The sequence below is a fragment of the Kitasatospora sp. NPDC093102 genome (assembly GCF_040683915.1).
Taxonomy (GTDB): domain Bacteria; phylum Actinomycetota; class Actinomycetes; order Streptomycetales; family Streptomycetaceae; genus Kitasatospora.
On record NZ_JBFBFA010000033.1, the window covers coordinates 18,991 to 32,788 of the forward strand.

At 74.4% G+C, this 13,798-nt stretch carries 10 protein-coding genes; 4 read left to right on the top strand and 6 right to left on the bottom strand.

The features are described 5' to 3' along the window. The first annotated feature begins 38 nt into the window (after positions 1-38). Entirely contained in the window at positions 39-659 is a 621-nt protein-coding gene (locus tag AB0O11_RS29325; RefSeq protein WP_363392875.1) for a TetR/AcrR family transcriptional regulator, read from the top strand. Between the two features lie 67 nt (positions 660-726). On the opposite strand, the gene AB0O11_RS29330 is transcribed toward AB0O11_RS29325, so the two are convergent. After that, entirely contained in the window at positions 727-2,121 is a 1,395-nt protein-coding gene (locus tag AB0O11_RS29330) for a gluconate:H+ symporter (protein WP_363392878.1), read from the bottom strand. A gap of 73 nt (positions 2,122-2,194) precedes the next feature. Continuing rightward, a complete protein-coding gene (locus tag AB0O11_RS29335) occupies positions 2,195-2,749 on the bottom strand; it encodes a gluconokinase (RefSeq protein ID WP_363392881.1) in 555 nt (184 codons plus the stop codon). A 148-nt stretch (positions 2,750-2,897) separates the two neighbouring features. Here AB0O11_RS29335 and AB0O11_RS29340 point away from each other — a divergent pair, with 148 nt between their 5' ends. Together AB0O11_RS29340 and AB0O11_RS29345 are read left to right on the top strand one after the other, a co-directional pair. Next, entirely contained in the window at positions 2,898-3,593 is a 696-nt protein-coding gene (locus AB0O11_RS29340) for an FCD domain-containing protein (RefSeq protein WP_363392884.1), read from the top strand. Positions 3,594-3,786: 193 nt separating this feature from the next. Next, on the top strand, positions 3,787-4,299 hold the full coding sequence (locus AB0O11_RS29345) for a hypothetical protein (RefSeq protein ID WP_363392887.1): 513 nt from the start codon (positions 3,787-3,789) through the stop codon (positions 4,297-4,299). A gap of 15 nt (positions 4,300-4,314) precedes the next feature. On the opposite strand, the gene AB0O11_RS29350 is transcribed toward AB0O11_RS29345, so the two are convergent. The 4 genes from AB0O11_RS29350 to AB0O11_RS29365 all read right to left on the bottom strand — a co-directional run bounded on the left by AB0O11_RS29350 (position 4,315) and on the right by AB0O11_RS29365 (position 12,250). Continuing rightward, positions 4,315-5,082, bottom strand: coding sequence for a metallophosphoesterase (locus AB0O11_RS29350; RefSeq protein ID WP_363392890.1), 768 nt, complete (start codon positions 5,080-5,082; stop codon positions 4,315-4,317). A gap of 19 nt (positions 5,083-5,101) precedes the next feature. Continuing rightward, a complete protein-coding gene (locus tag AB0O11_RS29355; RefSeq protein WP_363392892.1) occupies positions 5,102-9,664 on the bottom strand; it encodes a hypothetical protein in 4,563 nt (1,520 codons plus the stop codon). A gap of 115 nt (positions 9,665-9,779) precedes the next feature. Further along, a complete protein-coding gene (locus tag AB0O11_RS29360; protein WP_363392895.1) occupies positions 9,780-10,655 on the bottom strand; it encodes a hypothetical protein in 876 nt (291 codons plus the stop codon). Between the two features lie 77 nt (positions 10,656-10,732). Then, positions 10,733-12,250, bottom strand: coding sequence for a hypothetical protein (locus AB0O11_RS29365; RefSeq protein ID WP_363393026.1), 1,518 nt, complete (start codon positions 12,248-12,250; stop codon positions 10,733-10,735). Between the two features lie 209 nt (positions 12,251-12,459). Here AB0O11_RS29365 and AB0O11_RS29370 point away from each other — a divergent pair, with 209 nt between their 5' ends. Further along, the gene (locus AB0O11_RS29370) at positions 12,460-13,533 is read left to right on the top strand and encodes an IPT/TIG domain-containing protein (protein WP_363392898.1); all 1,074 of its coding nucleotides are present in this window, start codon (positions 12,460-12,462) and stop codon (positions 13,531-13,533) included. Positions 13,534-13,798 lie beyond the last annotated feature (265 nt).

Genomic DNA, 13,798 nt, shown 5'->3' on the forward strand with positions numbered 1-13,798 from the left:
ATACGACCCGTACTGAATACACCATGTACCGTTCTCTTGTGAACCCGCCCCCGGCCGAAGCCGCCGCTCCCCGACCGCCCCGCCGCCGCGTCCACACCCGCGCCCGGCTGCTCGCCGCGGCGGGCGAGCTGTTCCTCTCCGTCGGCTTCGCGCGGACGAGCATCGAGGACGTCTGCGCCACCGCCGGCTACACCCGCGGGGCCTTCTACTCGAACTTCGGCAGCAAGGAGGAACTGCTGCTGGCGCTCTTCGACGACCAGGCGGCCGGGCGGATGGCCGAGCTGGAGCGGCTGGCGGCTGCCTGCGAGGCGCTGGCACCGCAGGAGCGGGCCCGGCTGCTGGTCGAGGCGCTGCTGCGGGTCGAGCCGGAGGAGTCCGGGTGGATCCTGCTGTTCCTGGAGTTCCGGCTGGTCGCGGCCCGTACGGAGGCGCTGGCCGAGCAGGCCGCCGCGCACGACCTGGCGGTCGCCCGGGCACTGGCGGACGTCCTGGAGCGGGCGCTGCCGGAGCTGGTGCCCCCGGGGGCGAGCGCCGCTCAGGCGGCGACGGTGATCCTGGCGGCGCGCGAGGGGCTGCTGGCCCGTACGGCCGCCGGCGGGGCGGCCGCGGAGGAACTGCTGGCGGCGACGGCCGCGGTGCTGTCGGGGCTGCTGGGCTGAGACGCGGAAACGCCGAGGGGCGGCCCCGTTACGGGGCCGCCCCTCGGCGGTGGTGTTGCCTCGTCGGCTAGATGACCAGGCTCAGCGGCAGGATCAGGGCTATCGCGACGACCGAGATCACCGTCTCCATCACCGACCAGGACTTCAGCGTCTGTCCGACGCTCATTCCGAAGTACTCCTTCACCAGCCAGAAGCCGGCGTCGTTGACGTGCGACAGGAAGAGCGAACCGGCGCCGATCGCGAGCACCAGCAGGGCCGCGTGGGTCGAGGACATGTCGGCGGCGAGCGGGGAGACGATGCCGGCCGCGGTGATGGTGGCGACCGTCGCCGAGCCGGTGGCCAGGCGGATCAGCACCGCGATCAGCCAGCCCAGCAGCAGCGCGGAGACGTGCCACTTGCCGGACCACTCGCTCACCGCGTTGCCGACGCCCACGTCGATCAGGGTCTGCTTGAAGCCGCCGCCGGCGCCGACGATGAACACGATGCCGGCGATCGGGCCGAGCGATTTGCCGACCGTGTCGGAGATCCGGGCCTTGTCGAAGCCGGCCGCCTTGCCGAGGGTCAGCATGCCGAGGAGGGTCGCGGCGAGCAGCGCGATCAGCGGGGAGCCGATGAAGTCGAACACCCGCTGGCCCAGCGCCTTCGGGTTGTCGATCACGACGTCGGCCAGCGCCTTGCCGAGCATCAGCACGACCGGCAGCAGGATGGTCGCCATGACCGCACCGAAGGACGGGGTGCGCTCGTGCTTGGCGGTGTCCTCCGGGGCGGTGTCGGCCGGGATCTCCAGCGGGCCGACCCAGCGCTCGGCGAACCTGGCGAACAGCGGGCCGGCGATGATCAGGGTCGGGACCGCGATCAGCAGGCCGAGCGCCAGGGTGATGCCGAGGTCGGCCTTCAGCGCGTCGACGGCGACCAGCGGGCCCGGGTGCGGGGGCACCAGGCCGTGCAGCACCGACAGGCCGGCCAGGGCCGGGATGCCGACCCGCATCAGCGGCACGTTGCCGCGGCGGGCGACCAGCAGCACGATCGGGATCAGCAGGACGACGCCGACCTCGAAGAACAGCGGCAGCCCGAGCACGGCCGCGATCAGCGCCATCGCCCACGGCAGCGCCTTGTTGCCGGTCCGGGAGAGCACGGTGTCCGCGATGATGTTGGCGCCGCCGGAGTCGGCGAGCAGCTTGCCGAGCATCGCGCCCAGGCCGATCAGCAGACCGACGCTGGCGACGGTGGAGCCGAAGCCGGTGGAGAAGCTGCTGAGCAGCTTGTCGAAGGGCGCGCCCGCGACGGCGGCCAGCAGACCGGAGCCGAGCGTGAGGGCGAGGAACGGGTGCAGCTTCAGCTTGGTGATCAGCAGGACGATCGCACCGATGCTGAGCAGCACCGCGATCAGCAGCTGGGAGTCGCTGTCGGTGTGCGGCAGGGCCGGTGGGGCGGCCGCCAGCAGAGTGGGGGCAATGCTCATGCGCCTGCCCCGCTTCGCTCGGCAGGGGCATGCGCCCATGCGCGCCTTCTGATGGCTCGCTCGCTTCGCTCGCTCACGTGAGGTCTCCATTGACGGGCCGCAGCAGCGCCACGGCCATCTCGACGAGTTCTTCGGGGGACGGGCCCACGTCCAGGACGGCGCCGCGCTCGTCCGCACCCAGGGGCTCCAAGGTGGCGTACTGGGAGTTGAGCAGCGACGTCGGCATGAAGTGGCCGGTGCGGTGGGAGAGCCGGTCCTCGACCAGGTCGTGGCCACCGCTGAGGTGCAGGAAGAAGACATCCGGGGCGTCCGCGCGCAGGGTGTCGCGGTAGCCGTGCTTCAACGCCGAGCAGGTGACCACGCCGCCGGTGCCGTCCTCGGTGCGCTCCTTGAGCCAGGCGCCGATGGCGCGCAGCCAGGGCTGGCGGTCCTGGTCGTCCAGCGGGATGCCGGCCGACATCTTGGCGATGTTGGCCGCCGGGTGGAAGTCGTCCGCCTCGGCGAAGGGGAGATCGAGGCGGTCGGCCAGGAGGCGGGCCAGGGTGGTCTTGCCGACACCGGAGACGCCCATCACCACGACGGTGAGGGGACCTTCCGGAAGGTCGTGGTTCTCGACGCTGAGAGCCATGGTGGTGCTCCTTCGTTGCAGGCCGCCACTATCGCCTCAAAGATATGACGTATTCAAGTGGCGGAAACCAAATCGTCATACTTTTTGGGTGTGGGGTAGGTCGCAGGGCGGCGTGGGCCCGACGGAGGCGGGCGTCTACCCTGGGCGGATGGAGATCCAGGGACTGCCCGGACGGCTGCTTGACGAGCTCGGGCCGGCGATCGCGTCGGGGGAGATCCCCGAGGGAGCAGTGCTGCGCGGCGAGGAGCTGGAGGCCAGGTTCGGGGTGTCCCGGACGGTGGTCCGCGAGGCCGTGCGGGTCCTGGAGGGGATGCGCATGGTCGCGTCCCGGCGGCGGGTCGGGATCACCGTGCAGCCGAAGTCGCTCTGGGACGTCTTCGACCCGATGGTGATCCGCTGGCGCCTGGCCGGCTCGGACCGCCCCGCCCAGCTGCGCTCGCTCGGCTCGCTGCGGGTCGCCGTCGAACCGGCCGCGGCCGCGCTCGCCGCCACCCGGGCGAGCGACGACGACCGGCGCGAACTCAGCTCACTGGCCGTGGATCTGACGGTCACCGCACGGGCAGCCGACCTGACCACCTTCCTCAAGCACGACATCGCCTTCCACTCCCTGGTGCTGCGCGCCTCCGGCAACGAGATGTTCGCCCACCTCGGGGACACCGTCGCGGCGGTGCTCACCGGCCGGACCGAGTACCATCTGATGCCCCATCAGCCGGAGTCGTACGCGATCCGGTTGCACCGCGAGGTCGCGGAGGCGATCTGCGCCAAGGACCCCGTCCACGCCGAGCAGGCGATGCGGACGATCGTGAGCGGCGCACTGGAGGAGCTCAACCTCCAGCTGGGCTGAGCCCGAGCCGACGGAGCGGCCGGGAGCGCCGGGCCTGCCGGGAATTCCCGGATGACACGATTTGGCGGCAGTTCGGCGATTTCGGACGCATAGTCCTGGTTCGGCGGGGCAGAGTGAGGCCAGGGGGCGCGTTTCGTGTGCGCCCGTTCCGTATGCTTCACCAAACACGCGCCACGCGCCTGGGGGTCGCTCGATGTCCGTGCCACGCCGCCGCCGTCGCCGCCTGCCCGACGAGGTGCGCGCCGCCGCAGTCCGGGCGGTGCTCTGCCTGTCCTTCACGCTCGTCGGCGTCGTGGTGGCCACCCTGGCCTCGTACGCGAGCAGTTGGCTGCTGACGCCGGCGCTGATGGCGATGGGGCTCGGGGTGTTCGGCACCATGTGGTGCCTGCTGGAGATCCTGATCTCCCGCCAGGTCGCCTCCCAGCGGATGCGGGCGCCCGGCTCCGCGCACCCGATGGCGGGCAGCCGGGTGCCCTCCGAGCCACTGGCCGCGCGGCCGCTCCCCCGGCCCGGCTCGTCCTCGGTGTACCGGCAACCGTACGAGTCGGCGCAGCCGCAGCCGTACGGGCCTGGGCAGGCGCAGCCGCAGCCGTACGGGCCGGGCCAGCAGCAGCCCCGACTGCCCTACCAACAGCCGTACCAACCGCCGCGCCAGTCACCGCCTCAGCCGCCGCGCCAGGCCCGGATGCGGACCAACCAGCCGTAGCACCGGGCGGCCCGGTCAGTCCTGGAACGGCAGTGCCCGGTAGTGGGTGGTGAGCCGGCCGTCCCCGTCCAGGATGTGGAAGGCCAGCATCGGCGGGTGGTCGAAGGAGATGCCCTGCCCGCCCTCGCAGGGCAGCGTGACGGTGGAGACCACCCCGGGGGCGACCAGCAGCGGCAGGCCCGCGAAGGTGGTCGCGGCGGGGGTGTGCGAGTGCCCGCAGAACAGGGCGGCCACCCGGGGGTGGCGGCGCAGCACCCGAGCCAGCCGCACCTCCCCGAACTGGCGGATCTCGTCGACATACGGCAGGTGCAGCTCCACCGGCGGGTGATGGAAGGCCACCAGGGCGGGCAACTCGCTGCGTCCGGAAGCGAGTTCGGCGTCCAGCCAGTCCAGCGTCCGCTCGTCCAGCAGGCCGTCGTGCTGCCCGGGTATGGAGGAGTCGAGCATCAGCACGTCGGCACCGGGCAGCCGGTACAGGCGGTTGACCGGCTCCTCCCCCGGCGCCTCGCCGAGCAGCACCTCGCGGTAGGGCGAGCGATGGTCGTGGTTGCCGGGGCAGGTGAGCACCGGGTGCCGGGAGGACAGCACCTCGGCGACCTGCCGGTACTCCTCGGGCAGGCCGTGGTCGGCGAGGTCGCCGGTGACCAGCACCGCGTCCAGCGGGCCGGGCAGGGCGTCGAGGTACGCCATCACCTGCTCGGCCCGCCGCCGGGCGCGCTTTCCGCCGTCCCGGCGGTGGACCTGGCCGAGGTGGATGTCACTGAGGTGCGCGATCGTCAGCATGTCGATCACGCTAGTGAGTTCACGGCCGGACGGGAACCTCCGCGGGGCGCTTGAACATCCGGGTGGCGGTGATCTCGCCGTGGATGGTCGGGCCGTCCGGGTCCGGCGCGGCGGGCAGGCCCGGGCGCAGGTGCTCCTCGACCGAGATGTACTTGAGGCCGGCCCGCAGGTCGGCGTCGTTGCGCAGGCGGATCACCAGCGGGAACTCGGCGAGTGCGGTGGTGTCGAACAGGCCGGTGGTGTAGATCAGCTGGACGCCGAGCGCGTCGGCCACGGCCCGCTGGAGCTCCAGCAGGTAGGTGGCGTTGGCGCGGCCGATCGGGTTGTCCAGGAACAGCGTGCCGGCGTGCCGCAGCTGGGACTGGCCTCGGTCGTTGGCACGCAGCGCGGCCATCGTGCAGTACAGCGCGATGGCGGCGGTGAGCAGCTGGCCGCCGGAGAAGACGTCGGACATCTGGCCGACACCGACCCGCTCGGCGCGCAGCACCGCGTCGGGCTTGAGGATCTCGACGCTGACGCCCTTGGGGCCGATCGCGGCGGCGACCCCGCGCAGCAGCAGGGACATGCCGTCGCGGCGCAGGTCGCTGTTCTTCCTGACGGCCGCACGGGTCGCCTCGTCGATGACCTCGCCCAGGCGCTCGACCAGGGTGGCGTGGTCCGGGTCCTCGAAGCGGATCCGGAGGAACTCCTGACCGGACCACTCCCCCAGACCCTCGGGCAGCCGGGACAGCCGCTGGGCGGCGCGCAGGGTGGTGAGCGAGGACTCGACCAGGCCGCGCAGCCGGTCCACGATCGAGCCGCGGTTCTTCTCCAGCTGGGCGAGCTCGTCGGTGAGCACCCGCAGCCGGGGCGCGAAGGCGGCGGCCCAGGCGGCGGCGTGCTCGGGCAGCGCGGAGGCGGGCAGTTCGCGGATCTGCTGACGGGCGGGGGTGCGGACGGCCTCGTAGCGGGCGGCGTTGGCGTGCCGGACCAGGGCGTCGGCAGCGTCGCGGACGGCGAGTTCGGCGGAGGACAGCTCGCCGGCGGCGGTGCGCAGGGCGCGGCGGGCCTCGGTGGCGCCGGTGCGGGCCTCGGCCAGCGAGCCCAGGTACGGCTCGACCGGGTCGTCCGGGTCCTCCTGGTGGTCGCGCAGGCCGTCGCGCAGCTGGCCGGCCAGCTCGTCGAAGTCGGCGGCGGCGGACTGGGCGGTGTCGAAGGTCCGCTGGAGGTCGGCGTGGGCGGTGCGGGCGGCGTCCAGGGCCTCGCGCCGCTCGGCGAGGCGGCTGGTGGCGGTGCGCAGCAGGGTCTGGGCGTGCTCCGGGTCGGTGGGGACGAGGTCCTCGGGCAGCTCGGTGTGCGCCTCGCCGTCGGCGGGGGCGGAGCGTTCGGCCTCGCCGCGCAGGCGGCCGAGCTGTTCGCTGGCGGCGGCGGAGCGGGCCTCGATGGTGGCGACCAGTTCCTCGGCGCGCACGGCGGCGGCCTGGCGGGCCGGGCCGTCGGCGCCGTCGGGGCTGCCGAGGAGTTCCTCGGCGCGGGTGCGCACCTTGTTGGTGAGGCGGTCGAGTTCGGCCGCGGCGGCGGCCTCGTCGCCCTCGGCGCGGGCCTGTTCGGCGCGCAGGTCGGCGCCGACGCCGACCTTCTCGTACAGCTGGGAGGCGGCGCGGTAGGCCTCGCGCAGGGCGGGCAGCGCGGCGGGGGCGGTCTCGGCGGGCTCGTCGGCCTGCTCGGCAGCCGGGATCTCGGCGCGTTCGGCGCGCAGCGCGCGGGCCGTCCGGCGGGCGTCGTCGGCGGCGCGCTGGGCGGCACGGCGGTCCTCGTCGCAGGTGCGGGCGCGCTCGGCGCACAGTGCCTGGCGGCGGTCGCACTCGGTGGCGTCCTCGGCGAGTTCGCGCTGGCGGCGGGCCCAGTTGCCGCGCTCGCGCAGGCGGAAGGCGAGGCCGGAGAGGGCGTCGGCGCGGCGGCGGGCGCGCTGGGCGGCCTCGCGGTGCTCCTCGTGGGCGGAGGCGGCCGCGGCGTGGTCGGTCTCGGCCTCGTCGTGGTCGGCACGCAGGGTGGTCAGGGCGGCGGCGGCCTGCTCGGCGTGCTCGCGGGCGGCCTCGGCGGCGGCGGCGAGTTCGGCGAGGGTGCCGGGCGGGCAGCTGGCGTGCCAGGAGGCGAGGCGGGCGGCGAGGGCCCGGTCGGCGCCGAGGCGGCCGGCCAGTTCGCGGATGTGCTCCTCGCGGGCGCTCGCCCGGGCCCGCAGTTCGCGGCGCTCGCCGTCGGCGGCGGACTCGTCGTGCATGGCCGGGTTCGGCGGCACGAGGAAGAAGGCCGGCTCGTCGGTGATCGGGGCGATCAGCGAGGCGGCGGCACCGACCGCGACGGTGGAGCGCGGCAGCAGGGCGGCGGCCTGCAGGGCCTCGCGGGCGCGCTCCAGCGAGGCCGGGTCGGTGACGACCACGCCGTCGACCAGTTCGGGGCGGGCGGCGAGGATCGCGTCGTGGTCGGCCGGGTCGACGGACTGGGCGAGGTAGCGCCAGCCGGGCAGGGCCGGGATGCCGTGCTCGGCGAGGTACTCGACGGTGGCGAGCACGTCCGGGCCGGGCGGCAGCAGACCGCCGTCGCCGAGGGCGGCGAGGATGCGGGAGTCGTCGGCGGCGGCCGTACGGAGGTCGAACAGGGTGCGTTCGGCGGTGGCGATGGACTCGTCGAGGAGTTCGCGCAGGTACTCGGCGTTGCGGTCGAGCACGGTGGGGGTGAGGAAGCCGGCGTCCTCCTCGGCGCCCTCTTGGTAGGGGGTCAGGGAGAGCAGGTCGGCGAGGCGCTGTTCGGTGGCGAGCAGGGCGGCGGTGCGCTGCTCGGCGGCGAGGGTCCGGGCGGCGTCCTTGCGGGCGTCGCCGGCCCGCTCGGCGGCGAGTTCGGCGCGCGAGGTGGCGGCGGCGGCCTCGCGCAGCCGTGCCGCGGCGGCCTCGGCGGCGGTACGGGCCTGGGCGAGTGCGGCGGCGGCGGCCTTCTCGACGTCGGCGGCGTGCAGCGCGGCGCGGGCCGGGTCCACGTCGCCGTCGGCGTCGATGAATCCGGCCGAGACGGCGGCTTCGGTCTCCTGCTCGACCTCGGCGAGGCGCTGGCGCAGGTGCTCGGCCTCGCTGCGGGCCTTCTGGGCAGCGGTGGCGGCCTCGGTGGCCCCGGACTGCGCCTTGCCGCCGTCCTCCTGGAGTTCGCCCGCGCGCTCCTCCTCGGTGTCGGCGCGGGACTCGGCGGCCGCGGCGGCGGACTCCAGGGCACGGGCCAGGGCGGTCGCGGCGCGGGCGCGGGCGGCGAGCGCGGGGGCGGCGTCCAGTTCGGCCTCGCGGATGGCGGCGGCGACCCGGGCGACCCGGTCGGCGGCGGCGCGCTGGCGCAGCACCGCCTCGGCGGCCTGCCAGGCGGAGTGCAGGGTACGGGCGTCGATGAGTTCGCGGCGCAGCGCGGCGGCCTCGGCGGTGGTCGCGGTGAGGCTCAACGTGGCGTGCCGGTGGGTGAGTTCGTCGGTGATCAGGCTGTGCCGGGTGCGGTCGGCCTCGGCTGCGGTGACGGCGCTCGCGGCGGCGGCGACCTCGATGGCGAGGTCCTGGGCGCGGTCGCGTTCGGCGGCGGCCCGGGAGGCGAGGGCGTGGGCGAGGCGGCGGGTGCGGCGCTCGGCGGTGCGGTGGGCCTCGCGGACGGTCTCGCGGGCGGTGGTGGCCTCCGCAATGCGCTCCAGGAGGTCCAGCGAGCCGGCGGTGAAGTCGCGTTCGGCGGTGAGTTCGGCGCGGCGGCCGAGCTTGGCGGCGAAGCCGTGCACGAGGTCGGCGAGGCCGTCGGTGTCCCGGGTGTCGGTGACGGCGCGCAGCAGGAGGTCGGTGAAGTCGCTGTCGTGCTTGACCGCGAAGAGACCGGCCGCCTCGCCCTCGTCGGCGTTCATCTCGCGCTGGTAGCGGAAGAGTTCGGGGTCGAGGCCGAGTTCGCCGAGGTGCTCGGTCCAGCGGTCGTGGCCGTCCTCGAAGACCAGGTCGAGGTGGGGGTGGGCCTTGCCGGCCTCGGTGAGGGCGTCGCGGAAGCCCTTCATGGTGCGACGGCGGCCGCGGGCCTTCTGGTCGCCGGCCAGGCTGACCCGCTCGGCGACCGGCAGCGAGTCGAGGGTCAGGCCGGGGCCGGGGCGGAAGGAGTACCAGGTCTCGGCGAACTTGCGCGGGTCGGAGGAGACCTGGCGGCCGCGCCACTCGCTGACCTTGCCGACCACGATCAGCTCGCCGGTGACGGTGTGCTGCCACTCCAGGGCGACGTGGCCGCAGTCGTCGGCGAGCAGGAACTTGCGCAGCACGCCGGAGCTGGCGCCGCCGAGGGTGTTGCGGTGGCCGGGGAGCATGACCGAGAAGATCAGCTTGAGCAGGACGGACTTGCCACCGCCGTTCTCCAGGAAGAGCACGCCGGCCGGGGCGGGGCGGCGGACCGGGCCCTCGATGTCCTCGCCGAACAGGCCGATCTGCTGCGGGGCCGGGTCGGCGACCGGCTCGCCGACGCCGCGCAGGTCGAGCACCGTGTCGGCGTAGCGGGCGCCGGCCGGTCCGATCGAGTAGAGGCGAACCCGGTTGAGCTCGTACATGTGCGGCGGTTCTCCGTGGCTTGCGGGACGTGAGGGACGGGCGGCGGGCCGGCTCGGGCGGGTGGCCGGGGCCGGCGCGGTGGGCTCGGAGCGGGTGGACTCCGAGCCCCGGGGCTCAGAGCGAGTGGAACGGCAGCCCGGCGTCGGCGACCAGTTCGTCGCCGGTGTCCGGCGGCAGCAGGCTGGCGGTGCCGTCGGAGACCGGGACGATGCCGAGGTCGAGCAGTTCGGCCATGGCCGCGCTGCCCGCCAGGTCGCGCACCTGGAGCTGGTAGCGGGCGGTGGTGCGGTAGGTGCCGCCGGAGTCGTCGGAGACCTTCTGGAGGAAGCCGGAGTCGACCAGGAACAGCACCGCCTTGGCGACGATGCCGATGGTCGAGCCGGAGAGCCGGCGGGCGTCCTTGGTGGCGCCGGTGGCGGTGCGCCGGGCCCACACCCGCCAGGCGGCCTCCAGGCCGGGGGCGTCGGAGGCCGGGTCGGTGTTGGCGCCCTCGGCGCCGGCCTGCTCCTCCAGGCGGCGGCAGGCCTGGCGGACGAAGGAGTCGACGCCGTTGACGGTGATCCGGCCGAGGTAGCCGTCGTCGGCGAGGTCCTCGGGGCGGGGGAAGGCCATCGCGGCGACGGCCAGGTGGGCGAGGCCGTGCAGGAAGCGGTCGGTGGACTCGGAGGCGGCGCGGCGCGAGTAGTCGCCCATCCGGACGGCGAACAGCGAGTCCTCGGCGGCGGCCACGGCCATGCCGGCCCGCGGGGAGACCTCCAGGACGACCAGGCCCATGCCGGTGGCGATGGCGTCGGCGAGCCGGGCGAACGGCGGGTCCTCGCGGTGGCGGCGCACCAGCTCGGCGTACTCGGCGTCCCGGGCGGGCAGCAGCTTGGCCTGGAGGCCGAAGGACACCAGCCGGGCGGCGTCCGCGACGTCGGCCGGGGTGATCGGCGCGGGGGCCGCGGGTTCGTTCTCGGCCGCCCAGGACGTGTCGTGGTGGGTCGTCACGGGCGGTGCTCCTCGGGGGTGGCGCGGTGGTTACGGTTCGTCAAGGTTGGTCCCGGCAACGTGTGCTCGCCGGCCGGTCAGCCGGCGTCCTTGCGGTCGGCGGCCATGCCGACCGCGTCGAGCAGGGCGCTGCCGACGATCAGGTCGGCGCCGCCGAACTCCGGGTCGAGCAGCGGGGTGCCGTCGTCCACGGCGAACAGCAGCCGTTCCTCGCCCTGGCGGTAGGCGGTGCCGACCGGCGGGCTGGCGGCGTGCACGGCGAGCAGGGCGACCAGGTACGGCAGGTCCGGATCCTGCTTGCGGGCGTCGGAGAGCAGGCCGGAGAGCCGGCGGGGCGCGTCCGGGGGCAGGTCGAGCAGGACCATCGCGGACTCCAGCTGGGCCTCGGAGAACCGGCTGTCGTCCGGGGTGGCGACCAGGTCCGGGTCGGGGAGCTCGGCGCCGAGGTGCTCGCGCTCGACCGGCGGGGTGAGCAGCAGGTCGACCAGGTCGGCGACCCGGACCGAGACCGGGGTGCGCAGGCCGGCGCCGCGGGCGAAGAACGCGCCGGTGGGGCGGACGGCCTGCTCGATCGGCAGCCGCAGCACGGGGGCGAGCAGCTGCCCGTAAAGGTCGATGCCGCTGCGGGCGCCGGGGGTGGCGAAGGCCTGCCGGTCCTGCTCGGCGCGGAACAGCGGGCCGGCCTCCAGCAGCCGGGTCTGGAGCTGGGTGTGACGGCGGATGCAGTCCTTGACGATGTCGACCAGCTCGGCGGCGCGGCGCTTGTGCTCTGGGTCCTCGGCCTCGTCGCGGGCCTTGCGGATGTTGGTGAGAATCGCGTTCTCGTGCCGGTAGCGGTCGGCGATGTGGTCCAGCGCCTCCTCGATGAGGTCGGGAATGGCGCGCATCCAGTCGACCGCGCGGACGTTGCGGCGGGTGGCGTCCAGGGCGCGGCGCAGCGTCTCGGCGTACTGGACGGTGCGGTAGCGGGCCTGCTCGGCGGCGAGCTGGGCGTCGGCCAGGCGGCCGCGGCGGATCAGCACCTCCAGCTTGACCTCGGCGGCGATCTGGGCCGAGGTGACGTCGGTGTCGAGCGCGCCGACCAGGACGTTGACCGCCTCGTCGGTGGTGCGCAGGTAGACGCCCCCGTCGGGGCCGGGGACCTCCTCGATCAGCTTGAAGTCGTAGTCGCGGCGGACGTACTCGCCGTCCGCACCGAAGGTGCCGTAGACGGCGCGGAAGCCGCGGTCCACGCTGCCGACGTTGATCATCGACTCCAGCACCCAGCGGGCGACCCGCTCGTGCTCGGCGGCGGGGCGGCCGACGGCCTGGGCGGCGACCCGGGGCAGCAGCCGGGCGAGCACTATCTCGCGGTCGGCCCCGGTGTCGAAGTCCATGTTCAGGGTGACCAGGTCGATCGCGGCGAGGCCGACCTCGGCCATCGCGTAGCCGCCGTACTCGCCGGCCAGGTTGACCTTGCGGTTGTCCAGGTCGTGCAGCGGGGCGGTGCAGGCCAGCGCCTTGAGCCGGCGGGCCAGGCCCTCGTCGGCGGCAGGGCCGGGCGCGGGGCGCGCGGCGGCGGCCGGGCCGGCGGGCGGTCGGAGGCCGGGCTCGATGGGCGGGTCTGCGATGGCGGTCACGGGGGACAAGATTAGAGGTTCGCACCGACATCGACCGAAACGGACCTTGCGGGCCGGCGGAGCAGCAGATGGACGGCCGTGCGGGTGACCGATCCAGAACGCGGGTTCGACGGAATTCCGCCATTCCCGAACCCGCATTCGAGAAAACCGTGAGGGCGGAGCGTTGGTTCGGTGATGATCGACCCATGATCACCCGACTGGCCAAAGCGAGCCTCGCCGCCGCGCTGTCCGTGACCACCCTCGCCACCGGCGCCGTCCTCGCCGTCGGCGCCGCCGCGGCCGCCCCGGCCGCCGCGACATCGACCTCCGCCCAGCAGACGTCGACCTCCGCCCAGCACGTGACCGTGTCGCAGAGCGGGAACTATCCCGGCGGCTTCTTCACCACCGGCAACATGTCGGTGGGCTGGACCTCGTCCGGCACCGCGGACCTGACCGGGCCGACGCACATCACCCTCGACCTGCCGCCGGGCGTCACCACCGACGGCGCGATGTTCTTCCCCACGCCGCAGGACTACACCTTCACCTCGGCCCTCTCCCCCGACCACCGCCACCTGGAGGCCGTGTTCACCGCCACCCGGGCCGTCGGGGCGTACAACTTCATGAAGCTCAACCTGGCGACCACACCCGGAGTGCCGATCGCCGGCGTGATCACGGCGACGGTCGCCAACCCGAACGACACCGACCCGGCCGGGCACATCTCCCGCTACGACCTCGTCAGCAAGAGCTACCTGCCGGCAACCGTCCAGCCCGCACCGACCGTCACCGGCCTCGACACCGCCACCGGCCCGGGCGCCGGCGGCACCACGGTGACGGTCGGCGGCAGCAACCTGACCAACGGCATGGTGCTGGTCGGCGGCGTCCCGGCGCCCGGCACCTGCACCGACACCGCCTGCACGGTGACCACCCCGGGCGGCTCCGGCAGCGTCCCGGTCAGCGTGGTGACGCCCGGCGGCGGGGCCGCGTCCCCGGCCGCCTTCGACTACACCGGCGCCCCGCCGCCGGCGCCCGCCGCTCCGGCGGTCAGCAGCCTCTCCCCCGCCTCCGGCCCGGCCGCCGGCGGGACCCGGGTGACCGTGCTGGGCAGCAACCTGACGTACGGGACGGTGTCCTTCGGCGGGGTGCCGGCCACGCACGTCTCCTGCGGCCCGTCCTTCTGCACGGCCACGGCCCCGGCGGGTGCCCAGCCCGGACCGGTGGACGTCACGGTCACCACGGCGGGCGGGACCAGCGCGCCGGTGACGTACACCTACACGGCGTAACGGCTGCTACATGGCGTAACGGCCGCGCCGCTGCATGGCGCAACGGCCGCACGCGGCGTACCGCCGCACAGGGCGGACCGCCCGCCATCGGTGCCCGGGTTCCACGGAGCCCGGGCACCGGTGCGTTCCAGGTCCGGCCGACCCGCCGACCCTCCGTCCGCACACTCACCCGAGGGAGAGTTGAACGCGTTCAAAAGATAGGTCTAGAGTCGGTTCCGCGCAGACGGGACAAGGCTCCGCCTGCACTTCGGCATGCTCGGCATGG

Excerpts from the sequence above, each read along its gene's own strand:
- AB0O11_RS29330 (WP_363392878.1), bottom strand. The coding sequence starts at position 2,121 with ATGAGCATTGCCCCCACTCTGCTGGCGGCCGCCCCACCGGCCCTGCCG.
- AB0O11_RS29335 (WP_363392881.1), bottom strand. The coding sequence starts at position 2,749 with ATGGCTCTCAGCGTCGAGAACCACGACCTTCCGGAAGGTCCCCTCACC.
- AB0O11_RS29340 (WP_363392884.1), top strand. The coding sequence starts at position 2,898 with ATGGAGATCCAGGGACTGCCCGGACGGCTGCTTGACGAGCTCGGGCCG.
- AB0O11_RS29345 (WP_363392887.1), top strand. The coding sequence starts at position 3,787 with ATGTCCGTGCCACGCCGCCGCCGTCGCCGCCTGCCCGACGAGGTGCGC.
- AB0O11_RS29350 (WP_363392890.1), bottom strand. The coding sequence starts at position 5,082 with ATGCTGACGATCGCGCACCTCAGTGACATCCACCTCGGCCAGGTCCAC.
- AB0O11_RS29355 (WP_363392892.1), bottom strand. The coding sequence starts at position 9,664 with ATGTACGAGCTCAACCGGGTTCGCCTCTACTCGATCGGACCGGCCGGC.
- AB0O11_RS29370 (WP_363392898.1), top strand. The coding sequence starts at position 12,460 with ATGATCACCCGACTGGCCAAAGCGAGCCTCGCCGCCGCGCTGTCCGTG.